Source organism: Enterococcus durans, assembly GCF_002277935.1.
Classification (GTDB): domain Bacteria; phylum Bacillota; class Bacilli; order Lactobacillales; family Enterococcaceae; genus Enterococcus_B; species Enterococcus_B durans.
This window is the reverse complement of sequence record NZ_CP022930.1, coordinates 1,742,955-1,767,604: the sequence shown is the minus strand read 5'-3', so window position 1 is coordinate 1,767,604 and position 24,650 is coordinate 1,742,955. Positions and strand designations below refer to the sequence as shown.

The following is a 24,650-nucleotide window of genomic DNA, read 5'->3' as shown; positions in this document are numbered from 1 at the left end:
AAATTCTGATTTTTTGCAATGTCCTACTGTTCTTTTATAGTAACTCTTTTAGCAATCGTCTTATTTCGGTCTTATCAGACCGAGCAACATATTCGATTTTTCGATAGTAGTGTAATGCTTCTTGTTGCTCATCTGATAACTGATAGCCTTCTCGCTCTAGGTTCTTCAAAACTGGTATTGTTCCTTTTTCCTTTACCGATTGTGCTAGTTCCTCCCACTTTTTTTCGGACACGATTTTTGGTCGTGGTACTGTCTCTTCCTGTAACTCATAGGATTTTTGTTTTTTTTCTTTTCGTAATACCTTCAAAAAACCATTACGCATCACTCGGGGAATACTATCAAAAAAACCTTCTGAAAAACCATAGCGTACATACTGTTCCCAGATAAACAAATAGATTGCCGGCTGGATAAAGCGTTGATCCTGAGCCAATCTCTCGATTTCGGTCTTTTGTTGTCTTCCTGCCATTTGCTTTGTTTTGCGCAACGTTGCGATAAATGCTTCAAAAAAGGCGATAGATTGTTTCCTTCCGCCTTCGATTGAAATAGATGCCCAATCCTTTTGTAAAAATATTTTATACTGATGGAGAAATGCTTCAACATCTTTTTCTAAAGCATCAGAGAAGTCATCAAATAGTTCTTTTTTCCCACGAAGTGTTTTTGTACTTCCTGTAATTTGTTTTTCGATCTGTTTGATTTCATGACTCAATGCTTGATGATCTGCAATATAGATAGGCATTTTAGCCAAACGGAAGTCTGCTAGTCGTTTAGTTAGCTTTTCATCTGGAAGATAAGGATTCTTCAGTTTACGATTTTGGTAGAGCATAAAGCAATATTCTTGCCATAAATCTTCTGGGAACTCAATATTTTGCTGTTTCAGCCATAAAAGTTCGTCTAAGGCTAGATCGACCTTGGTCATTCCTTGGTTGATCGACGTAGCGATCTGTGGACTTACATGGAGGTGTTCAGCAAAATGATTGATCCCCAATTTCAGCTGTTTTCCAGTCTTCGGTGATTTGACGACATACTGTACTTTTAGTTCTCTTCCACAATCACAATACAATTTTTGTTGCCTTCTTTTGGTTCGAAAAAAAGGATTGATCTTAAAATCTTCAAACACCCAATCTGTCGCTTCCAAATAGTTTTCTTCCATGAAGCGCGAATTGATCAGATAACGTCGATGCTGATCGACTAACTTTCTTTGGTCTTTTGTCAGTTTTTCATAGATCTCCCATCTTTGATTACTGGTATATTGTTTCGATATCTTGATGGGATAAGTCTTATTGATTTCTCTAGGGTACCATTCTTGAAGTACTTGTTGCCATTCTTCCACTACTTATTGTTTCCTCTCAAAAAAACAATCGACTGATAGATACCGTTTATCTACCAGCCGATGCTATCTTCTCTTTATTAGTGAGTAGTTCCTGCGTTACCAGAAATATCCTCTTTATTTGTAACAGCGGCTTCAACAGCATACGTAAGTGAAGCAGCAATATCATCTAGTGACATCGACGGTGTGCCGGCTGGGCGATCAATCACTTGATCTGGTGAAAATGGCACATGAACGAACCCACCGCGGATCGTTGGAAATTTTGTATTGATTAAATGAAGGAGACGATACATGATATCGTTGCAGACAAAGGTTCCTGCTGTATAAGATATATAAGCTGGAAGTCCATGATCATGAACGTTTTTCGTCATCGCTTTGATTGGCAATAAAGTGAAATAAGCTGCTGGTCCGTCTGGCTCCAATGCTGTATCAAATGGTTGGTTTCCTTCATTGTCTTCGATCCTAGCTTCTGCTAAGTTGATCGCAACACGTTCAAAAGAAACAGCTGAACGTCCTCCCGCTTGCCCGACACAAATAACGATTTCTGGTTGATGTTTTTTGATTGCTTCTTCTACCACTTGGCCGCTTTTAGCAAAAACAGTCGGTACTTCAACTTTAATGATTTTCGCGCCTGCGATTTCATCAGGCATTTTTTTCACTGCTTCATAAGCTGGGTTGACTTTATCTCCACCAAATGGATCAAAACCTGTTACTAATACTTTCATCTTACATTCCTCCGTTATTGTTAATGGACTACTTACTTATTATAAAGTTTATGCTATTTAAATACAATCATATACACGATTTGGAAAACTAACATAAAGATAGCCACAAACAATTGATTCTTGATTACGCCATATTTATCTTTCATTTCTAACATTGCGACTGGCACGATGTTGAAGTTCGCAGCCATCGGTGTCAATAATGTGCCACAGAACCCACATGTTAAAGCAACCATTCCGATCAATGCTGGATTTGCTCCTTGACTGAATACAAATGGTGCTCCGATTCCGACTGTCATTACCGTGATTGCTGCAAAAGCATTTCCCATGATGATCGTAAAGATAACCATCCCTAATGCATAGATGATGATTCCAACATCTACATTTCCTTCTGGGACGATCGTACCTACAGCATTAGAAATCACAGTACCAACACCAGCGCTAGTGAAGACAGCACCTAAAGAAGCTAACAACATTGGTAGCATACTTAAAGGTCCTACTGTGCCTAACATGTCTGCCGCATCATCCAAGAAAGTTGTTGGACGATTGTCTCTTGAGAAAAACATCAAGATAAGCATTGCGACAAATACACCAACACCAACACCAACTAATGCACCAAGTTTTGTGAACAGCGCGAATAAAATAGCAAGGACACCGATACTCAATGCAGGAATAAAGATTTTCATCCCTAATTTATCTGACATTTTTTCCATATATTGCTTTGAAGGTAAACGACTTTCACCTTTACTTACTTTTTGCGCAATTGCTGGAATCGTCATAGCAAAGATCAAGATCCCATTGACAAGTGCAGGTATCCAACGTCCACCGGCAATGACTACACCTAAAATTATCCAGAAAAATGCGGAGCCATAACGATGTGGGTTGCTTTTATCGTTGATATTTCTGAACCCTGTATAAATAAGGACTAGACCCATGATAATATATAGTACTTCTAATAATTTATCTCCCAATAAAATTTCAGGACTTGTAAAAAAGCTCATTTTATTGCCCCTTTCCTGAATAATATTTCTTCGCTATTTTTTTCTCTTTTAGATAGAAGTAACCACTCGCAACCACTAATGCAACGATTGCTACTGGTATTTCAACTAAAGCTAATTGTCCTAATGTGACTTCATAGCCTAGATCTTTCAATGTAGATTGAACAAGCAATGCACCTGCTCCCCCTACAAACAGTACTTGACCAAAGAACCAGCAGATATTTTCCATTGCAGAAGACATCCCTTTTAATTCTTCTTCGTGTCTTGGATCGATTTCTAATCCTTTTGATTCAACTGTCCCTAAAGCCATCGGCATGATGATTGGTCGAACAAAACCTGCCACCCCACCAAAGCTGACATTGAATGCGGCAAAAATCATTCGAAATACACCGTAGATGTCGATGATCATTCCTGCCGATACTTTTCTGAAACGTTTGATTAAAGAAGCGGCTGATTCTTTCAGACCATTTCTTTCTAGTGTTCCTGTAGCAAGCATGATAATAATAAAAATTGCCATTCCTCGATTGTTGACAAAACTTGTCCCTAATGTTTCAAGCATGCCGCCTATTCCTAGACCTCCTGTCAGCGCCGTTACAACTAGCGCCACCATTACGATCAAGATTGAGTCTAATTTAAGGGCAAAACCGACAATCACGATCAATACTCCTAAAAGACTAAGATAGTTCTCCATATGTTTTCCTCCCCCAAGATTACAAGATGTTTTTTTATTATAAATCAAAAAGCAATGAAAATATAGTCAAAATCCAATTTAATCCACTTCTTTTTGTGAAAATTCAGTCAATTTCATTAAAATTCGCTTTTTTTATTGGTTATTCTAAATTTCTTATTTTCTTATAATGACTCTTTCCAAACAATTTTCTATGCTTATCCTGTCTGTTTTTTTACTTATAGTAATCAAAAAACAAAAATGTGGTATACTATAGCTACAAAAATAAATACACAACTGCCACCGGGTAGTATAAAAGAGGAAAAGCATTCCATTAGGTCTTTGAAGGAATGTTTCTCCTCTTTTTTGTGTAGAAGGAGGAATGACTTATGGCATGGATCGAATTGATTTTTGCGGGTCTCTTGGAAGTTTTTTGGTCAACGATGATGAAATGGAGTGACGGCTTTTCTAAATTAAATTATTCTCTTTATACAGTTCTCGGTATGATTGCTAGTTTTTATTTCCTCTCAAAAGCAATCAAGACTTTACCTATGAGTTTGTCTTACCCCATTTGGACAGGTATCGGCGCGCTTGGTTCAGTCATCGTAGGAGTTGGGTTGTTCCATGACAAATTAACTCCGCAAACCTGGTTCTTTGTCGGACTTTTATTGATCAGTATTATCGGAATAAAGATGACAAGTGGCCATTGATCCCCTCGAAGAAACCAATGGTAGAGCATATGACTTTTAAAGAGTAAAGCATATTTCAACTATTTATTATTTGGTAGATGTCTCCTGAATGTCTGCTAAATCGAAAAATCATCGGCTCTTGACACAAAAAAATCCAAACACCCTGAAGTCTTCTATTCAGTCCAGTTAAGGTTGAATAAAAAGATGATCTCAGATGTTTGGATTTTTCTTTTTAAACGTGTAAGATCCCTGTCACAAACAAGACAGAAGCGATCAAACCAATCATTGTGACGACGATCAATAAAATCCTGTCTAGATGGAGATGTGGTATCGGTTCATTCTGTTCTTTTCTCGCCCTCAGGTAAAAAACGATACCTGGCAAGAATAAAACTAAGACCAACATCACTTCATTGAATGCTACAACAAGCATGGCCCAGACCTGAAACGCTGTAGCTAAACAACCTACCAGAAATTGAACCCATTCTTTTCTTTGATAAGAGAGTTTCATTTGATATAACCCTAAGAATAACCAAGTAAAGAAGATTGCTGCTGTACCTAGCGTATACGCAAAATTATACGCGCTGTCTGTAAATAATAAAGAGAGCAAGAAAACATTCGTACAGATAGTCGTTAAAATGATCGCATATGTCGGTGCGCCTTTTTTGTTCACTTTTCCCCAACGTTTTGGCAATAATCCATCATCCGCCATGTTTCGCATGGTTTCAATCGGTAAGATCGTCCAAGACAGCCAAACACCGACTAACGAAATGATCAAGCCTCCATTGATCAGAACAGCTCCCCATTTTCCTACCATCATTTCAAAGACATACCCCATTGCTGGCTGTGTATCGATTCCTTGTAATTCTTGCATCGACATCGTACCATACGGAAGCATTGAAACAAGGACATATACAATGATCAATCCGAAAATCCCCAGAATCGTTGCTTTTCCGACATCTGATTTCTTTTTAGCCCGAGAACCCACGACTGAGGCCCCTTCAATCCCAACAAACACCCACAACATCACCATGATACAGCTCAATACCTGACTTGAAAAAGGAATTGGTTGCCCATTGGCATTCAAAATGATCTCGCTCGAAAAATTATCTATAAACTGTTGGATCGAAAACGTGCTGATAGCAACAACAATAAACAAGAATAACGGAACAAGTTTGCAGATTGTGACAATAGCATTTACATAACTGGCATTTTCGACTCCTCGATTGACTAACCACGCATACCCCCAAAGAAGGATCGTACTCATAATGATCGATGCAACATTTTGTCCTCCGTCAAAGACAGGGAAAAAGTAGCCTAGTGCGCTCATCAATAGTGTAGCAAAAGCCACATTGCCTAGCCAACACGTCAACCAATAACCCCAGCCACTGATAAAACCTGCGAAACGACCAAAACCTGCTTCTGCATAGCTGAAGATTCCACCCTTTAGTTCTGGACGCTTTTTATTGATATTATTAATTGATAACGAGAGCATCATCATTGCCGTACCTACAAGTACCCAACTGAAAATAGCGGGGCCTCCAGCCGATCCTGAGATGTCCGTCATGATACCAAACACGCCACCTCCGATCGCTGACCCAATTACTAAGGCCGCTAATGGAACCAATCCAATTCCTTTGTTCTGTCGCTCTGTATCCATTTAAACATCCTCCAAAATTAAAGCGCTTTTAGCAAAAGTATAGCAAAACTTCGTCTAATTTACTTTATTTATAAAAATTCTAATAGAAAAATAATTGTAACGATTCTTTTCTAATTATACAAGGAATTTGAATATTCATCGACTCAAAACCCTTTCACAAAAAGTACCAAAAAGATGCTATACTAAATAGGAATGATTGGAGGAAATGGCATGAATATTTTGTATCTATCCATCTCTGGAAATACACGTGCATTCGCTAAACATATAGCAGAATATGCTGAAAAGCAACACGCAGATAATCCTGAGATGCCGGAGATTTCATTAAAAGAAATCCATGAAAACAGTCCCTTTGAAAAAGAAAGCGAACCTTTCTTTACTTTTGTTCCTACCTATTTAGATGGTGGAAACGGCCTGGACAACGGAGACACTGAGATCTTGACTGAAACGTTGCGTGAATATCTTGAATATGAAGAAAACCACACACTTTGTCTTGGTGTCGTTGGAAGTGGTAACAAAAACTTTAACAACCAGTACTGCTTGACCGCCAAACAGTACGCAAGAAAATTCGGCTTCCCATTTCTTGCCGACTATGAATTACGAGGTACTCCTACAGATGTGGTAAATGTATATGCGATATTAGCTAAAACTTTTTCTGCATATAACGCGAAGTAGTCCTCTTAACAATAGAGTGGATAATCGTAAAAACTACCGCCCCTGATTGTTAGAAATTTATTCTGACAACCAAGGGCGGTAGTTTACTTTTTGTTTTCTATGCCTTTGTTTCGACATCCATTACTTGTGTTTTTGCTTTTGCTTTACCCGTTTTTTCAAGAACAAAATTTGCAACACGATCCATATTTGTAACAAGTACCATCATCGATGTTTCTTTTCCAGCTGATTTGATTGCTGCCAAATCCACATCCGCAACTAATGTATCTGAGGTCACTTGCTGTCCTTCTACAACTTTTAGATCAAAAGGTTTGCCACCGAGATCAACTGTATTGATTCCCATATGGAGCAAGATCTCCAAGCCATTTGCTGTCGTGATGCCGATCGCATGTTTTGTTGGGAAAACTGAGCTGACCTTCCCTGTAACAGGAGAATAGATTTGTCCATTTACAGGTTCAACGAAGTAACCTTCCCCCATCATTTTTTGTGAAAACACAGGATCACTTGCATTTTCAAGCGGTTCAACAGTTCCATCCGCAACTGCTGTCAATGTGATTTCACTTGCACCCAGGTTCGTTGCAGCGACAGTTGATGCAACAGGTTCATTGATGATCGTTTCTTCTGCAAGAGCTTCTTTTTCCAATTGTTCTTTAGGGATTCCAAAGAAGAAAGTTGCTACAAATCCACCTGCATAAGCAGCTAATAACCCTAAGACATACCCATACCATTTGCCATCAGAAATCAATGGAATCAATGCAGCTCCAGAAGGTCCAATCGCAATGGCGCCGACATTTCCGATCATTCCAATCACAGCACCACCGATACCTCCACCAATACAGGCAGTGATAAATGGTCGGCCTAATGGTAATGTTACCCCATAGATCAATGGTTCACCAATCCCTAATATCCCAACAGGTAATGCCCCTTTGATCATTTCAGTTAATTCTTTGTCTTTTTTGCAGCGAACCCATAAAGCCAATGCTGCACCGACTTGTCCTGCACCAGCCATTGCTAAAATAGGTAATAAAAGTGTTTTGCCTGTTTCATCAATCATTTGTACATGGATAGGTGTTAAAATTTGATGCAATCCAAACATAACCATTGGTAAGAAAAGTGTCCCTAATACGAAACCTGAAAAGGCACCGCCGACCCCTAATACCCAGTTGATTCCGCCTACCATGCCGTCTGAAATAAATCCAGCGAGTGGCATGATCAAGAAAATTTCTACTAATCCGATCACGATCAATGACAATGTTGGTGTAACGATGATATCGACTGAATCAGGAACTACTTTATGCAATTTTTTCTCTATGATCGACAATAACCATACCGCAAAGATAACTCCTAGGATTCCCCCTTGACCTGCTGCCAATGGATCACCTGTAAATAAGTTTTTAAGAGGTGCTTCTGGGTTCATCCCAGTAAGCATAACAACCGCACCGATTACACCACCAAGCGTTGGTGTTGCGCCAAATACTTGGGCCGCATTGATACCCGTGTAGATAACTAGATAACTAAACATTCCGTTTTTCAGAATATTCATGATGTCGATGTATTGTTGCCATGTTGCAGCATCTAACGTACCAGCTGTCACTAAGTTAGCTAAGACCGCTGCAATCCCTGCAACAATCCCTGTTCCTACGAATGCAGGGATCATTGGTACAAAAATATTAGAGATATCTTTCAAGATCGATTTTATTTTAGAAGGTTTCTGTTTTGATTTTTGGGCTGCCTTCATTGCTTGAGCGCGTTCATTCACTAGCGCTTTTCCAGATGTATCCGTACTAGTAGATTTAGGTGTACCAGAAGAAATTTTTTCACCTAATTTCACTCCGGCTTGATCAACCATTGCTTGAGCGACTTTATTGACTTTTCCAGGACCGATAATGACTTGCAACTGCTCGTCTTCTACTACACCTAGAACGCCAGGTATCGCTTTCAATTCATCAACATCGACTGATGCATCGTCGATGATCTTCATGCGTACACGAGTCATACAATGAACAATGCTTTCCACATTGTTCATTCCACCTACTCCAGCATAAATCCGTGAAGCTAATTCTTCTAAAGTCAATTCCTCTTTTGCCATGTGTTTTTCCCCCTTATAAGGTACCTTTTACAAACCCATTTGCGTCAACCAATTTTTCTTGTGCTGTGTTCTTGTCACTGTCTGTTAAAATCATAACGATGGCTAATTTGACATTTTGTTCTGCTTCATCAAAATACTTCTCTGCCGTTTCATAGTCAACGTCTGTTGCTTGCATAATGATTCGTTTTGATCGTTCTACTAATTTTTCGTTGGTTGGTTTAACATCGACCATCAAATTATTGAATACTTTACCAATACCAATCATGCTGATTGTTGAGATCATATTTAAAATCAATTTTTGAGCTGTTCCTGACTTCAAACGAGTAGAACCGGTCAAAAATTCTGGCCCAGCGTCCACTTCAATTGGAAAATCTGCGTGTTTACTGATTTCTGCATCTTTGTTGCACGAAATCGTCGCTGTTTTGGCACCAATCGAGCGTGCATAATCAAGACCGCCAATAACGTAAGGTGTTCGACCACTTGCAGCGATACCTACCACCATATCGTTTTCTGTCAGATGTAAGTTGATCAAATCTTCTCTTCCTAACTCAAGAGAATCTTCTGCTCCTTCAACAGCCACTGTCATTGCTGCTTCTCCGCCAGCAATCAGCCCAACGACCATTTCAGGCTCTACGCCAAATGTCGGAACACATTCTGCTGCATCTAAGACACCTAATCTTCCACTTGTACCAGCACCCATGTAAATCAAGCGACCGCCTTTTTTGAATGATTCGATTGTTTGTTCGATCACTGGTTCGATATTGCATAACTCCTTTGATACTGCTTGTGCTACTTTTTGATCTTCTTGGTTCATCAAATTGACAGCTTGCGTGATACTCATTTCGTCAAGTCCAAATGTTTGTTCATTTCTACGTTCAGTTGTTAAATTTTCTAAATTGATTGTATTCATCTAATTTGCCTTCTTTTCTTTTTTGATTAGTTTAAAATTTACTCCTGCATGTATTTGCTCAAGTAACGGTAATTCTTCTTCAATGACTCGCGCTACCCGATTGACTTTTCCATCTGCAGGTAGGTCTCGTTTCGTGATCTGGATCTCACCCATATATCGACAGTATTTCTCATTATCTAAAGTGACCGATCCTTTTTTTCGTTCATTCGTATCACGAACTGGAATGTATGGGATTTCTCTAAAACGTGCATCAGCACTTCTGAGAACATCTCTTGCATCATCTTGGCGATTAGTATGATTTCCTAAAACATATTCACAAAACTCATGATCAATTACATCTATGTGCAATAAAATGCTTTGTTCTTGCTGATAAATCAAAAACTGCTCGCGCACTTCTTCTGACAAACCACCATCACCGATATAAACCAGATCTGTTTGACAAGCGGCTAACTCAATGGCTGCTGCTAAAGGATGGATATTCCGATGTTTTTCAAGTGTTGGCAATCCTTGATAGACTGGTCCGCGTAAATCTTTATCACCTGGAACAAATCCTTGGATCGTGAAGCCCTGTTCTTTTAGCCAGCGGTTTTTTTTCGCATACCACTGATAGTCAAGTCCTGTCTCAGGACGCGGATAGTAATTGTGCCATGCCTCAAGTTGAGTAAAATCGGCTTTAGCTTCTTCTAATTCCTGGACATCTTGAGCTGTTATCGTACTGGCATTCAAACTGATTTTGATCTGATGAGACCAGTCAGCGATTTGTTGATTCGAAATGTGATAGTCCATTCGTAAACCGGTTACACCAAACTGTTTTAGCGGTTTCAAATCTTCAAAAGAAAAACCTGCACGACTTAAAGCATCCCCTGAAATATCAACCATCAAATCAAGCTGATGTTTTTTTGCACATTCTCCCAGTGCCATCAAACGCTTCTTATAGGCCGTGGGATCATCTTCGGGAATATGCATGGACGTGAAGATCCCTTGAAATCCACTGTCTGCCATTTGTTTGATATATGCTTTCTTTTCTTCAGTCAAAGGTTCATTCATAAAAATCGAAAATCCAAACATTTTTCTCCCCCATTTGTGTATCCGTCTTCATTTCTATGAACAGAGTATAACTCGAATGAAATGAAATTTCAACATTTTTATAAAAATATATTAATTTTATTTCTGTAAAGGTTTTTTTGATGTGATTTTGATCAGAAAATAAAATAAAAGACGGACATCTAATGTCCGTCTTCCTCCTATCAAATAAACAATTTCCCAAAGCAATTATATCAAGAAAAGTTCTCATTTTTTCATCACTGATCAAAGAGAATTTCTTTTATTTAATTACGCGCATCCACTATTTTCCCAGCTGACTTTCAACGTTAGAAACTAGTTGCTTTATTTAATCAATCGTTTTTTCGAACGTCACTAACTCAGTATTATCCACATAAAAATCAAAAAAAGTATGATTTGGCATCGGATTGAAATACGCATTGATCACCCGCATCAATGCATTATGGCAAACAAGCAAGTAGACATTCTCTTCATCTTCTAAACACTCTTTTAATAAAGGAACCACACGAGCATAGACATCTAGCACGGATTCACCATTTGGGAAACGTACAGCAAACTCCTGACGTGCTTCCTGAAAAGCTGCGTCTTTGCTCGGTACACCATCATACTTTCCAAAGTCCATTTCGATCAGACGATCATCTTCTTCCATCGATAATTCTAGTCTGTCAGCCACAGCTTGAGCTGTTCGCTTGGCACGTTGTAAAGGAGAATGGATGATTTTTGTCACTGGTATATCTAGTTGTGTGACTTTTTCAGCTAATAAATCTGCTTGTCTTTTTCCTTTATCGGTTAGAGGCACATCTGCTCTGCCACAGACTAACCCTTGTGCATTCCAAGTTGTTTCTCCATGTCTGGTCACGTATAACATCAAATAACTTCCCTTCGCTAATTCTGTTTCGATTGTATCATAAATCACTCGTCAAACAAGTTTCTCTTCTTGGATTCATCTCGCTGGCGTCAACAAGACTACCTGACTTGCTATTTTTTTGAGAAATGTTTGATCGTGATCAACGATCAGCATAGGTGGTTTGTTTTCTAAAATCAATTGTTCTAACTGTTCTTGATTAAAGACATCTAAATAATTTAGCGGTTCATCCCAAATGTACAGTTCGGCATTTTGGGACAGTGATTTTGCAAGTTCAACTTTTTTTCGTTGCCCCATACTCATTTGCTCGATTTTATTATGAAAGACTTCTCTTTCCATTCCCAGTTTGCGTAAATTATTCAAAAAAGCTTGATAATCCACTCGATTCTTTTCGGCGAATTCGCTTAGGGTCCCTTTGTTATCTTCATAATTTTGTCGTACATAACTAATCGTTAGCTGTTGCGGCTGCTTGACTTCCCCAACTGCTCTCCCAGTAAAATCTCCAAGAAGGTACTGTATGATCGACGACTTGCCAATACCATTTGGTCCAGTCAATGCCACACATTGGTTTTGTTCAATAGAAAAGCGAACCGGAGCGAAAAGCATCTCGTCATAACCTAATTGGAGATCCTCCACTTCCAATAAGCGCTTATGATGCGTTTTGGTCACATTTATCGTCAATGGATCAATGTATTCAATATCTTTCAACAATTTTTCTTTTTCATCGATTTGCGTTTCCATTCGATTAACGATTGCTTTCGAGCGCTTCATCGTACGAGCCGCATCAGCACCAATTGCGCCACGATTGACTCGTCGGTTCTCTGTATCAATAAATCCAACACTTTTTTTCGTTTTATCTCCTTCACGAGACCGTGCCCATTCTGCTTTTTCAGCAGCAGTTTTCTTTAAACGACTCACTTCTTTTTTGATTTTTTCATTTTGGCCGATTTCAAACGCATCTTTTAACCGTTTTTGCTCTTCATAAACAGAATAGTTTCCTTGATACAATTCCAATTGACTTTTTTCGATCGCCAACACATGATCGACCACTCCATCGATAAATCCGCGGTCATGACTGACGACAATAAATCCTTGATTCTTCTTTTTCAAGTAATTGGCGACTTGCTTTCTTCCCACTACGTCTAAATGATTCGTTGGTTCATCAATTAATGGAAAATGCTGATCGTCAATGAACAAAAGAGCCAGCAGGACTTTCGTTTTTTCACCACCAGATAGAGTATTGAAGGGGCGCCATAGGATTTCCACGTCTGTCTCCATCAAATTCAGTTCTCTTTCAATCTCCCAAAGCTCAAAATCAGCGATATCAACAAGAACGTAGTAAGTCAAACGCTCTTTTTCTGTTACTTTTTGTGGAAAATAAAGAAATTCTTGTTGGTGTTTTATCTGTCCTTGAAAAGCCAGTTTATTTTGCAGAATAGTTAATAAAGTTGTTTTTCCACGACCATTTCTGCCAATCAGTCCTAACTTCCAAGTTGTATCAAAATTTAGTGTTGCATGATCGAATAATAATGTTGTTTGGTTGTCATAGCCAAAGGTTAATTGTTTAATTTCTATTTTGGACATATTCATTCCCCCTAAAAAAAGACCAGTCCTATTTTCAGAACTGGTCACTAAAGAACGGGAACAAAAAAGAGACCCCACCATTGTGAACTAGCCAATTCTGAAAATCTGCACACTCTCCCCATGGTATGATGGAGACAGTCTTGATGCAGCTTCAATAATTGACTTAAATTCTCAATGCGCGGATCCCTCACTTCACTTTATTTGCCCTTAGGTTAACATATTGTTTTTCTATCTGTCAACTAAGGTCATTCATTTTCTACTAATCTACTAAGATTCTCAGATAAGATACTGACTTTGGTTAGCGTCTCCTCGTGTCCCATTGCTTCTTCTAAAGAGATGGGCCCAAGTTGGATACTGAATACACTAGGTAAAAATCTTGTTAATTCTCCTAAATCTTTCTCACGACTTCCACATAAGGCAATGATCGTTTTTCCATACTTTTTTGCTAACCGAGCGACACCATAGGGAACTTTACCATGAATCGTTTGCTGATCGATACGCCCTTCGCCAGTGATCACAAGATCCGATTTCTTGATTTGTTCTTCAAGACCGATCAGTTGTGAAACAACGGTAAACCCAGAAGCCATTTTAGCACCTAACAATAGTAATGCCCCTCCAATACCACCAGCTGCACCGCTTCCGGACAAACGATCTAGATCGATGCCATAATCTGTTGCCAGTTGGTTTGCTAGACGTACAGCTTGTGCATCTAAAAATGCCAACGTTTCGGGAGAGCCTCCTTTTTGCTTTCCAAATAAGCGGGCTGCCCCTTGCGCACCAGTGTAAGGGCTTGTCACATCAGCAGCTATCAATAGTTCGACTTCTCCAAAATCTTCTTGTAGATTTCGAAGATCGATCTTTTTAGTTGAAAGCAATGGATTCCCCTCCGTGATCCCTTCAAGTCGTGCGCCTAACGATTGTAGCAACCCTAAACCGCCATCTGAACAGCCACTGCCACCCAAAGTCACGATGATCTGATCTACATCTTGGTTCTGGGCATCTTTTACTAATTCACCTAAGCCAAAGCTAGATGCTAAACGAATTGTTTGGTCGGTTGGTTGTATCAGCAAGTCGATCCCAATCACTTCCGTAGATTCAATGACTGCTATCTTTTTACCTTGATAACTCGTCAGCAGATAACGACAGATTTTTTTCCTAAAAAGCAGATTGATTCCTTCCAACTGACGCCACGTACCACCTAGCGCATGATGAATCACCTCTGCTGTACCTTCGCCTCCGTCAGCTACAGGCAAATTGACTCTTTTACCTTCTGCCGATTGCCATGCATCCAACACAGCTTGGTTTAGTTCGAGAGATGTTGCACTCCCTTTAAAGGAATCAATTGCAGCTACTATATCCATGGTCATTCCTCCTGAATTGTTCTTCTCTCCTCTAGTAAGACATGGCTTCTCCTTTTTTTCAAACAAAACAATGCTCTTTTTTTACTTTTTTATATATACTAAAGAGGTATTGTAAAAAAAGGAGAGATTTTTTATATGAAAATTGCTATAGCCGGTGCTGGCGCAATGGGTAGTCGCTTGGGATTGATGCTTCATCAAAGCGGGAATGAAGTGATTTTGATCGATCGCTGGCCTGCCCACATCGAAGCAATCAGAAACAATGGTCTGATTGCAAATTTTAATGGGAAAGAAATCGTTGAAGCAATCCCGATCTATTCCCCAGAAGAAGTAATAAAAAGTAACATTCAAGCAGATTTGATCATTGCGCTAACAAAGGCGAATCAGCTAGATGGTATGTTTCAAGCAATCAACTCGATCATCACGGAACAGACTCATGTCCTTTGTCTTTTGAATGGTCTTGGTCACGAAGATGTCTTAGAAAAATATGTACCGAAAAAGAATATCTTATTTGGGATCACCATGTGGACAGCAGGATTAGACGGACCTGGTCATGTTACTTTGTTGGGGGACGGTGAGATCGAATTGGAAAATCTCGAACCCGAAGGAGAAGCATTTGCAAAAGAAGTTGTTGCGGTATTCAAAGATGCCAAATTAAATCCAACTTATAGTAGCAATGTCCGGTATTCGATTTGGCGAAAAGCTTGTGTCAACGGTACTCTAAATGGTTTATGTACTATTTTAGACTGCAACATCGCTGGTTTAGGCGAACAGCAACCAACAAATGATATGGTACGTACCATCGTTGCTGAATTTGCGGCAGTTGCAGAAAAAGAAGGTGTTGAACTCGATCAAGAAGAAGTAAATCAACATATCCAAGCAACCTATGATCCTGACAATATCGGATTGCATTATCCATCCATGTACCAAGACCTGATCAAAAATCATCGATTAACAGAAATCGACTATATCAATGGTGCGGTATGGAAAAAAGGACAAAAATATGACATTCCAACACCTTATTGTGCATTTCTGACTCAACTGATCCACTCAAAAGAAGGATTACTTGCCGCCAAATAAAAATAGAACGACAAAAAGCGATTGGGACAGAAAATGTTTACAACCGAAAATAAACCGAAATCCACAGGAATTGCTTCTCAATTTTTGTGGATTTTTGCTTATTTTTTAGGAGTTAAACACTTCTGTCCCAGCCTCGTCTTTTTCTCCAATTTCTCAAACCTAAACGACTTTTGTCTCGACCTCTAGCATTGAATGATTTTCAGATTTGAAAAAAATCGCTAAGCTCTTTTTTATAGGTGACAAATATGCTTTCCATGCCCCGTGACAACATTGTATACAATATTCGCTTGTCTTGAGCGGTATGGAATTTTTCTTTTGAGATATCGTAAAGAATAACATGATCAAATTCCCTTCCTTTAGCGATATCAATAGAATAAATCGAAAAAGATCGTTGGTTTGCCTGTCCTTTGAAATATTCTTCCAAAAAAGCAGCTTCCGTCTGGCTCTTTGTCAATATCGTATAGTGGTTTTCATTTTTCATGAAAGGTGTGATCGCTGCCAGCCATTTCCTTTCATTTTCAAAACGAATAAATCGGGGAGACTCTCCTGCTGGGCGAACAGGTACAATTGACAGAGTTTCATCATTGACAAGTTTTGCAAATAGTTTAGTGATCTCCCCACTAGAACGGTAACTCGTTCGTAAGTCGTAACGTTTTACTGTTCGGTCGTTTGTCTCGAAGAATTTTTGGATCTCACTAAACGGGATCGCGGAATTGAAAATTGCTTGATTTCCATCCCCAACCATAGTGAAGGTTGCTCGGGGAAATAGCGTCAATAACAGTGCACATTGAGCCGGAGTATAGTCTTGGATCTCATCAATCAACAGAAAAGACAGCGATGGTACGGCAAGTTTCTCGACAAACAAATGTCGGTTGAATAAGCGAATTACTGCTTCATCCAAAGTTATTGTAGACTGCTTTAAATAAGGTCGTTGAGTGAACGCTGTATAATAGTGATCTAAAAATCGATCTTCATCGATCCAACTATTATCTTTCAATTGGTCATCAACGACGTGATACCTCATTCTTAATAACTGCTTGGTATATTTTTGGATACTCGTTGGAGAATCATCCTCGATCAAATGACCAAAGTATTTTTGTTGTTGTTGTTCAGAAAGTGTTAATACTTGATCCTGTAATTCCTGTTTTTTTGCTATTTCTGATCAATTGTGACTCCCACTCACTTATTAATCTTTTTTTAGTTGCCTGTAATCGCTCGATCATTGGGAGTTGAGGCGTAGATTGATAGATTGACTGAATCTTTTCTTTAGATATAACGACTTTGCCTTTTCGAAGGATCGAGTGAAAAGAAGGTTCGATCAGCGCTGTTTTACTGGCCGCTTCTTGCAGAAAGGCTACAAACTCATTGCTGCGGATCGTTTCTGTCTGAAAAGTTACAGGTTCTTGTAATCGGGAAAAATAGGCTTCTTCATTTTCTAAAGGAACTGTTTTTGCTTCTTGCAACAAGAACGAACAAAACTGCCGAATCGTTTGATTCAAAGGATTCTTTTCACCTAATGAAGGTAAGACCTCCGAGATATAGTGAATAAATTCTTGGTTTGGTGAAAGGATCAGCACATTGTCAGAAGTGATCTGACTACGGTATTGATACAACAGATAAGCAACACGTTGCATGATAACTGAGGTCTTTCCGCTACCTGCGACTCCATTGACTAATAAGGTTTGGCTCGATTGATCCCGAATGACTGAGTTTTGCTCTTTTTGGATCGATGCCGTGATGTCCCGCATCTTTTTTCCGTCGTTCTTTTCTAATGCATCCAATAATACATCATCTTGGATTGCAATCGACGTATCGAAAAAGCGGACTAATTTATCATACGCAACAATTAGTTGCCGCCTGTTTTCTATAGATACAGCGATCATGTGACCATTGACTTGATAGGAAGAATCACCCAACGTATTGTTATAAAAAAGTTCTGCGATTGGAGAACGCCAATCATAAATCAAGTTATGACTTTCTTCATCTGCAAAACCGTTGATGCCAATGTAAAAAGATTCGGCGGATTCGCCATCAAGAAAATCAACGACTATTTTCCCGAAGTAGGGTGATTTAAGCAAACGTTCAATGGTGGCCAGTTCTTTTTCTGCTGTCTGTAAGCTCAGGTTCATTTGGTCAATTTCGCGATTTTTGCTCTCAATAGCAGCATAAGTTTCTAGGCTATCTGACAAGTTGTCAAAGTTGGGCCGAATATCCGTCCCCATTGTTTGGAGGTCCTCCAAATGGCTCCCATAGCTTTTATCTAGAAAAGAGCGTAGGTTGTTTTTGCGAGTAACCAATTTTTGATGAACAAATGATAAATGATGTTCCTCTAACATGCGTTGCTTTTCCATCCGTTTTCACATCCATTTCCCAGAGTATGTCCCATTATACGAGCTGTCGGCAAAAATACTAGTCTGTTTTTCACTCACTTTTTCCTGTATAATAAATGTAAGGGAAAGAGGCTGGGACAGAAGTGTTTAACTCCGAGAAATAAGAAGAAATGAACGAAAATTGCTTTTTCAAATTTTTGTGAATTTCGGCTTATTTCCGAAGGAGTTGCTTCTGCTCCCGCCGTTTATTCGAGAGTCTGTAGCAAAACTGATTTTTAGTTTTGCCCCACACTCTTTTTTTTTGCATCCAATATCCCTTCCAGAAAGACACTCCAAAGAACAAGATAGCCAGCCAATCAGAAAATGCTGAGCTTTGATCTAACTGTTCTAAAGTATCTTAGTCTCCAGACGATCAACAAAAATCATTTCAAAATCTGAGAAACAACGAAAATCATTTCTTTGAAGTACAACACTAAATGAACGAGACCCTTCTTGTAACTAAATCTGGTATGACAAACATGCACGTGACAATTATGTATTTTGGGTCCTTTCCCCGATTCCAATAGAGATTTTGTTTTGAAAAAGAGGTCGAGACAAAAGTCGTTTAGGTTTGATAAATTGGAGAAAAAAACGAGGCTGGAACAGAAGTGTTCAACTCCGAGAAATAAGAAGAAATTCACGAAAATTGCTTTTCAAATTTTTGTGAATTTCGGCTTATTTAAGAAGGAGTTGCTTCTGCTCCCGCCGTTTGTTCGAAGGTCTGTAGCAAATCTGTTTTTTAGATTTGTCCCACATTTACTTCATTATTCTTGTTTGTTGGTTTCCTCTATTTTACTTCACGATACTCATACTGTCGGTATATCTCCTGATCTTGCTGTAAAAAACGTTGAGCCCATGCTTGTGCATCAAAAAATTCAAGAAGCGCTGTATCAACTGGGTGATAAGGTGTAGCTAAAAAATCAGGCAATTCGTCTAATGCTCTTTCTTGAAGAAGAAAAATATTTTGAGGATCGTAAAAGTGATAATGCTTCACCGCTTCGTTATCCGTCACTAATTTTTTTTCAAAATAAAGTGATTCAAAGGTTCGCAATGTCACTCCCCGTTGTCCTTCACGTACAAGTTCTAAAATACCCCGGGAATGAGCCGTTCGTTCTAGGTATTCTGTATAAGAAAGGTAACCAGCTTGTTCGTTTCCTTTCAGCGGAAGAATAAAATAATTTGGTTTTATTCCACGTTTTTCAAACTCTTGTTTATACTCTTCTGCACGTTTTTTACGTCCATGGTTCGTCGCACCAAAAAATAGGTCAGACGTAATCTCGACTTTTGGCATAACCATATGTTTAGAATAAAAAGAACTGTTATGCTTCAATCCAATCTCTCGTGCTTCTAGAAAATCAAAATGATAGATCTCATTGATTGCCGGTTCTTGCTCTGCTGCTCTTAATAAATTGAAATGCTCTTCTTTGAAATGATTCCAGAAAAAAAGCACGATCTTCGCATTTGTATAGGGACGAATCAGTTGCGCCATCTCAAGTTCAAAGCCATAATCTAAAAAAATGATCAGTTCACAGGTCGCCAACTTTTTTTGAAAGGAAGAAAAAAATGTTGGGACAAATAACTCTTTTGCTGTTATTACGTCGAGTGAATCAATAGATGGAAAAAAGTACAACGATCGATTTTTTGGAATCAATAAAATAGGTGATGCAGTCATCTCAATCCCCTCGCTTTCAAATCTCAATTCAATATAGAAGAATACTACTTTTTTCTATCATATCGCCTTAACGATCAAAAAAGCGAATAAAACGCTTGCTTTCGCAAAATAAAAGCGAACAATCACACTCACTAGGACAAGTCATTATGGCAAATTTATGATGTTTTCATTAAAGTAACCGAAAACATTTACAGAATAGTTGAAATTATCAGATAATTTGCTATGATAAAACAAGTTATTTTCAAAGTAGCTGATTATTTAATTATTAAAAAACAAACATTTCGGTTTGATATTACTAGAAAAGGAGTTCTTTATGGAAAAAAATAAAAACACCAAACTAAAAAAACAACTTAGCTCCAGACACATCACAATGCTTGCATTAGGTGGTGCTATCGGTGCTGGTTTATTTAAAGGAAGTGGCGAAGCAATCGGTATTGCCGGCCCTTCTGTCTTGATTGCCTTTTTGATTGGCGGATGTGTCTTATTCATCGTTATGAATGGTTTAGGGAAACTGGTGCTAGATGGTGGCGATACTCAGCATGGTCTTTCAGGTCTTGTCCGTCCTTTCTTAGGTTCGCATTCTGCTGATTTTGTGGATTGGGTCTACTATTCTATGTGGACGATCAATATCATCGCGGAAGCAGTTGCTGCAGCCTCTTTCTTGCAATTATGGTTTCCTCATATCCCTACTTGGGCGTTTGTTTTGATCTTAGCTGTTTTAACTACGTTGATCAACTTGTATTCTGTCCGATTATTCGCTGAAACAGAATATTGGTTAGCCTTTGCTAAAATCAGCGTGATCATCTTGCTGATCATTTTCGGTATCTATCTAGTGGGTCAGCAAATGTTGGGACATGGCGTTTTCCCTACTTTGCAAAATATCACGAACCATGGCGGATTTGCTCCCCATGGCATGAAAGGAGTCATTAACTCTTTACTCGTAGTGATCTATTCATATGGTGGATCAGAACTGATCGCTATCACGGTTAGTGAAGCTGATGATCCTAAAAAAGCTATTCCCAAAGCAATTCGTGGGGTAATGGGAAGAATCATTTCATTCTATATTATTCCATTGTTTTTACTATTGATTATTTTCCCTTGGAATAATTTGGCAGGAACAACAGTTAGCCCATTTGTGATGGTATTTGAAAAAATGAATATTCCTTTTGCACCAGATATCGTCAATTTTGTGATCGTACTCGCACTCTTTTCGTCAATCAACTCCGGTGTCTATGCTTCTTCCCGTCTGTTGTATTTTCGATTGAAGGATAAAAAAGGTCCAGCCAATAAACTTGCTGTTTTGAATCGACACCATGTCCCTCAACGTTCTGTACTTTTTTGTGCAAGTATCTTATATCTTGGCGTTGTACTTTCTTATTTTGTTGGGGATGAATTGTTTGGTTATCTTGCCGGTTCCCTCTCCTATACAGTACTAGTGATATGGATCATGATCAGTGCCGCAGCTTTTATCCTCTCTTTAAAACGAGGTACCTTGTTTGCAAAATGTGTGAATTTACTCGCTTTGGTCATCTTAGGATTGATCTTGATAGGTATCTTGTTAACAAATTCTATCGGGGTTACTGTATTGACTGCATTGCTTTACTTGATCATTTTCTTTAGTTATCGTAAAAAAAATGACTCCTTCGCCATGCAAAAAGGCTAAAAAAACAATTGAATGAATCACAAAAAACAAGGAACTAGATTGTCGCAAATCAGTTGCTTGTTTTTTATTGTGATTAGAAGATAAAATGGAATGTTCGAGCGCCTCAACTTTTATGGATATCCGCTTGCTTTGAAACGATGACACTAAAAAAGCCGTATCATCTTGAAAAAAGGTTTCCCGATTTTCAAAGTGATACGACTTTTTACTAATTAGAACAGGAGCGTTCGACTCTACTTTTCTTTACTCAAATTGGGCGTTTTCTTGTTGTGCTTCAACAGGTTCTTTACTGATTTTTTCTACACCTAATCCAGTAAAAGCACTGACCATTGAGAACACTGGCGACAATAGACTAAAGAAGACAAATGGCAAGTATGTCAACGTTGAAACCCCAAAAGTACTAGCAACAAAGCTGCCAGCGATTCCCCAAGGAATAAGGTAATTGATAACTGTACCGCCATCTTCCAATGTCCGTCCTAGTACGGTCGGATCAAATCCAGCTTTTTGGTATGTTTCTTTAAAGGCATTACCCGGCAAAATCACTGATAAAAATTGCTCTCCAATAAACAGATTCACACCGATACTTGTCATTAAAGTAGTAAAAATCAATTTTGGAGTATTCGTCATTTTTTTAGAAACGACATCCATAACGGTTGAGATCAACCCAAACTCAATAAGCAAACCACCTAGCGACAAAGTTAAAATAATCAGGGAAACCGTTGGCATCATGCTTTCGATCCCACCTCGACTAAGTAACGCATCAATTTGTTGATTTCCTGTTTTTGCTACAAATCCTGACTCGATGACAGTTGCCAATCCATTCAGTGATGTCTGTGGGTCTTGGATGAAAATCATACCTACTGCAACAGCAATATTCAATAAGATGGTCAAGATGGCGGGAACTTTTTTCCATGCACATAACAACATAAGAAATAACGGTATCAATGACCAGATGGAGATGGTAAAGTTGGCTTCTAGTGTCGTTGTGACTTCTTGGATTGCTGATAAACTTGCCCCTTTACTTGTATGACCTAAAATCGCAAACAAGATGAAGGAAACAATGAATGCAGGAACTGTTGACCACATCATATGCTTGATATGTTTGAATAGATCCGCATCAACGATTGCCGCTGCTAAATTAGTTGATTCAGATAGAGGTGACATTTTATCGCCAAAGACAGCCCCTGACACGATAGCACCTACTACCAAAGCTGGGTTCAGTCCTAATGTTGTACCGATGCCGAAAAAGGCGATGCCGATCGTAGACATAACGGTAAAGGCACTACCGACCGCACTACCAACGATTGCACAAACAACAAATACAGATGGAACGAACCATTGAACACTAATCAGTTTGAAGCCAATGACCATCAATGTTGGGATGATCCCTGCTTGTATCCATACCGCAATCAGTGAACCAACTAATATGAAGATAAAAATCGGAATGATCCCTGGTTTTATCCCGTTGATGATTCCTTCATGAAGCCATTCCGTTGGGTATCTCTTCACAACAGCGTAAAGCATGACCATGCCGATCGCTGCCAAAATTGTGATATTGGGTGATAATTTTAGCCCAACTACCCCAATCGCAATACTTAATACAATCACTGTTAACACTAAAACTGCTTCTTTAAAACTTGGTTTTACTTTTCTCTCCATGATAATTCTCCTTTTTTAAGTTAATCTAAGACCTAAAAAAGAGTAAATATCGAATGACCCCGCCACAATTCATCTGCGTTTCCTCCTTCATTTAAAACAAAAAGACCTGTTTTCAACTAAGGACGAATGACTCCGCGGTACCACCTTAATTAAAAACAGATCTGTTTTTCACTTTGATTAGCTATTCAATTATTGAATCCTTTTCATGTACTTCGTCATCAAGGCTTGATCGGTTCACAGCAACCACCGACTTTCTGGACTAAACACCCAAATGCTACTATGTGAAAAGTTGACTTTCATGAAGTTTACCTTCTTCTTCTTTGTTTGTCAACCTAAATGGAATAATTTTCTTATTTTTCTGAAAATAACCTTGCAATGAATTGCTTAGAACGTAGAGCCCTCGTCCTTTTTCTTTGCTACGATTTGTTGATGCTCTTCTTTGATCTGTGCTAACAATTCTGGGTTTTCAAAAAGATCCAACGCTGTCGCTGCTAAACATTCAGCCGCGATCGCAATCGAAGCCAATCCTTTTTCACTCTTAGCCGCTGCTTTGAATTCTTCCGAATGGCCAGCGATATAATCATCTGAAATCGACACAGTTGGTTGGATGGTAGGAATCACTTGGCTGACATTACCTACATCTGAAGAGCCCAAGCTTGTACGTAGTTTCCGTTCAATTTCTTCCTCAGGAACTCCTGCTTCTGCAATATGTTGGAAGAACAATTCATCAAATGAAGGTGTAACGATCACATCATCAACTGCATTTTGGAATAGGCCAAATTCATAAGTTGCTCCTGTACTCAATGCTGCCCCTTTAACGATATTTTCCACTTTTTTGTATACTTCATCCAATGTTGGTCGATTGCTTGCTCTCAAATAAAATCTTCCTGCAGCATATTCTGGGATAACATTTGCCGCTACGCCACCATCTGTGATGATACCGTGGATATTGACATCTTTTGGCAATTGAAGACGTAATGCATTGATGCCGTTAAATACTTGGATCAGTGCTTCTAATGCATTGATTCCTTTTTCTGGAGCTGCTGCAGCGTGGGAGGCTACACCATAAAATTTGATGTCCACTGGATCATTCGCTAATGACTCTGTTGTTTTTCCATAGCGATATGCAGGATGCACACATAATGCTGCGTCTACATCTTCGAAAAATCCCTCACGAACAAAACTGCCTTTTGCTGAGCCATTTTCTCCTCCTTCTTCGCCAGGAGTACCATATACACGGATTTCTCCACCGATTTCTGCAATTCTTTCACGGATGATACTTGCTGCTAACACTGAATATGTGCCAAATAAATTATGCCCACACGCATGACCAATACCTGGTAGAGCATCAAACTCAGCTAGGAAAGCAATCACTGGCCCTGGTTTGCCAGAAACAAAACGAGCGTCGAAGCCAGTGCGATGTCCTGCTACGTCAGTCTTTACGTCAAATCCTTCTTTTTCCAATTGATGGACCAATGCGCTTGAAGAATAGAATTCATAGTTGCTCACTTCCGGATGATTATGGATATCTAGTGCTAGTTCTTGGTAAGCTGATAATCTCTTTTGGATAGCTTCCTGCAATTGGTTTGTTGTGATCGTTGATGTTGTCATAA

General features: G+C 39.0%; 18 protein-coding genes and 2 pseudogenes. 5 read left to right on the top strand and 15 right to left on the bottom strand.

Translation table 11 applies throughout. The annotated features are described in order from the left end of the window. Positions 1-34 precede the first annotated feature (34 nt). The 4 genes from CJZ72_RS08390 to CJZ72_RS08375 all read right to left on the bottom strand — a co-directional run bounded on the left by CJZ72_RS08390 (position 35) and on the right by CJZ72_RS08375 (position 3,738). Positions 35-1,330, bottom strand: a complete 1,296-nt coding sequence (locus CJZ72_RS08390) for a hypothetical protein (protein WP_095443760.1) — start codon at positions 1,328-1,330, stop codon at positions 35-37. Positions 1,331-1,407: 77 nt separating this feature from the next. Further along, positions 1,408-2,052: a pyroglutamyl-peptidase I gene (gene pcp / locus CJZ72_RS08385; RefSeq protein ID WP_005877278.1), complete on the bottom strand. Its 645-nt coding sequence runs from the start codon at positions 2,050-2,052 to the stop codon at positions 1,408-1,410. 53 nt (positions 2,053-2,105) lie between these two features. After that, positions 2,106-3,050, bottom strand: coding sequence for a DUF979 domain-containing protein (locus CJZ72_RS08380; protein ID WP_081133951.1), 945 nt, complete (start codon positions 3,048-3,050; stop codon positions 2,106-2,108). Position 3,051: 1 nt separating this feature from the next. Beyond that, positions 3,052-3,738 (bottom strand): DUF969 domain-containing protein, encoded by a 687-nt coding sequence (locus CJZ72_RS08375; RefSeq protein WP_005877274.1) that lies wholly within the window; start codon positions 3,736-3,738, stop codon positions 3,052-3,054. 365 nt (positions 3,739-4,103) lie between these two features. Between CJZ72_RS08375 and CJZ72_RS08370 the strand changes: the two genes are divergently transcribed. Then, positions 4,104-4,424, top strand: a complete 321-nt coding sequence (locus tag CJZ72_RS08370; RefSeq protein ID WP_081133952.1) for a DMT family transporter — start codon at positions 4,104-4,106, stop codon at positions 4,422-4,424. 211 nt (positions 4,425-4,635) lie between these two features. On the opposite strand, the gene CJZ72_RS08365 is transcribed toward CJZ72_RS08370, so the two are convergent. Next, positions 4,636-6,060: a basic amino acid/polyamine antiporter gene (locus CJZ72_RS08365; RefSeq protein WP_081133953.1), complete on the bottom strand. Its 1,425-nt coding sequence runs from the start codon at positions 6,058-6,060 to the stop codon at positions 4,636-4,638. Between the two features lie 210 nt (positions 6,061-6,270). On the opposite strand from CJZ72_RS08365, the gene nrdI reads away from it, so the two are divergent. Beyond that, a complete protein-coding gene (gene nrdI / locus CJZ72_RS08360) occupies positions 6,271-6,732 on the top strand; it encodes a class Ib ribonucleoside-diphosphate reductase assembly flavoprotein NrdI (RefSeq protein ID WP_081133954.1) in 462 nt (153 codons plus the stop codon). A 97-nt stretch (positions 6,733-6,829) separates the two neighbouring features. Here the strand turns inward: nrdI and CJZ72_RS08355 are convergent, their stop codons facing one another. From CJZ72_RS08355 to CJZ72_RS08325, 6 genes are all read right to left on the bottom strand, one after another. Beyond that, positions 6,830-8,818, bottom strand: coding sequence for a glucose PTS transporter subunit IIA (locus tag CJZ72_RS08355; RefSeq protein WP_081133955.1), 1,989 nt, complete (start codon positions 8,816-8,818; stop codon positions 6,830-6,832). A 13-nt stretch (positions 8,819-8,831) separates the two neighbouring features. Further along, positions 8,832-9,728, bottom strand: coding sequence for an N-acetylmuramic acid 6-phosphate etherase (gene murQ / locus CJZ72_RS08350; protein ID WP_081133956.1), 897 nt, complete (start codon positions 9,726-9,728; stop codon positions 8,832-8,834). After that, entirely contained in the window at positions 9,729-10,796 is a 1,068-nt protein-coding gene (locus tag CJZ72_RS08345) for a DUF871 domain-containing protein (protein WP_081133957.1), read from the bottom strand. 322 nt (positions 10,797-11,118) lie between these two features. Continuing rightward, positions 11,119-11,658, bottom strand: a complete 540-nt coding sequence (locus CJZ72_RS08335) for a histidine phosphatase family protein (protein WP_025479896.1) — start codon at positions 11,656-11,658, stop codon at positions 11,119-11,121. 75 nt (positions 11,659-11,733) lie between these two features. Beyond that, complete coding sequence (locus CJZ72_RS08330; protein WP_081133959.1) at positions 11,734-13,239, bottom strand: Lsa family ABC-F type ribosomal protection protein; 1,506 nt, start codon at positions 13,237-13,239, stop codon at positions 11,734-11,736. A 245-nt stretch (positions 13,240-13,484) separates the two neighbouring features. Next, positions 13,485-14,600, bottom strand: coding sequence for a glycerate kinase family protein (locus tag CJZ72_RS08325; protein WP_095443759.1), 1,116 nt, complete (start codon positions 14,598-14,600; stop codon positions 13,485-13,487). A 135-nt stretch (positions 14,601-14,735) separates the two neighbouring features. Between CJZ72_RS08325 and CJZ72_RS08320 the strand changes: the two genes are divergently transcribed. Continuing rightward, positions 14,736-15,677, top strand: coding sequence for a 2-dehydropantoate 2-reductase (locus CJZ72_RS08320; RefSeq protein ID WP_081133961.1), 942 nt, complete (start codon positions 14,736-14,738; stop codon positions 15,675-15,677). 199 nt (positions 15,678-15,876) lie between these two features. Here the strand turns inward: CJZ72_RS08320 and CJZ72_RS15090 are convergent. Then, positions 15,877-18,013, bottom strand: a pseudogene (locus tag CJZ72_RS15090) (HelD family protein). A 99-nt stretch (positions 18,014-18,112) separates the two neighbouring features. Here CJZ72_RS15090 and CJZ72_RS15270 point away from each other — a divergent pair. Further along, positions 18,113-18,260 (top strand): annotated as a pseudogene (locus tag CJZ72_RS15270) (DUF3788 family protein); the annotation flags it as partial. A gap of 573 nt (positions 18,261-18,833) precedes the next feature. Here CJZ72_RS15270 and CJZ72_RS08310 read toward each other — a convergent pair. Continuing rightward, complete coding sequence (locus CJZ72_RS08310) at positions 18,834-19,718, bottom strand: oligosaccharide biosynthesis protein Alg14 (RefSeq protein WP_081133963.1); 885 nt, start codon at positions 19,716-19,718, stop codon at positions 18,834-18,836. Between the two features lie 313 nt (positions 19,719-20,031). On the opposite strand from CJZ72_RS08310, the gene CJZ72_RS08305 reads away from it, so the two are divergent. Continuing rightward, positions 20,032-21,381 (top strand): amino acid permease, encoded by a 1,350-nt coding sequence (locus tag CJZ72_RS08305; protein ID WP_081133964.1) that lies wholly within the window; start codon positions 20,032-20,034, stop codon positions 21,379-21,381. A gap of 240 nt (positions 21,382-21,621) precedes the next feature. Here CJZ72_RS08305 and nhaC read toward each other — a convergent pair whose 3' ends face one another. Further along, entirely contained in the window at positions 21,622-23,037 is a 1,416-nt protein-coding gene (nhaC, locus tag CJZ72_RS08300; RefSeq protein ID WP_095443758.1) for a Na+/H+ antiporter NhaC, read from the bottom strand. A 384-nt stretch (positions 23,038-23,421) separates the two neighbouring features. Next, positions 23,422-24,648: a M20 family metallopeptidase gene (locus tag CJZ72_RS08295; RefSeq protein ID WP_081133966.1), complete on the bottom strand. Its 1,227-nt coding sequence runs from the start codon at positions 24,646-24,648 to the stop codon at positions 23,422-23,424. Between the last annotated feature and the right edge of the window lie 2 nt (positions 24,649-24,650).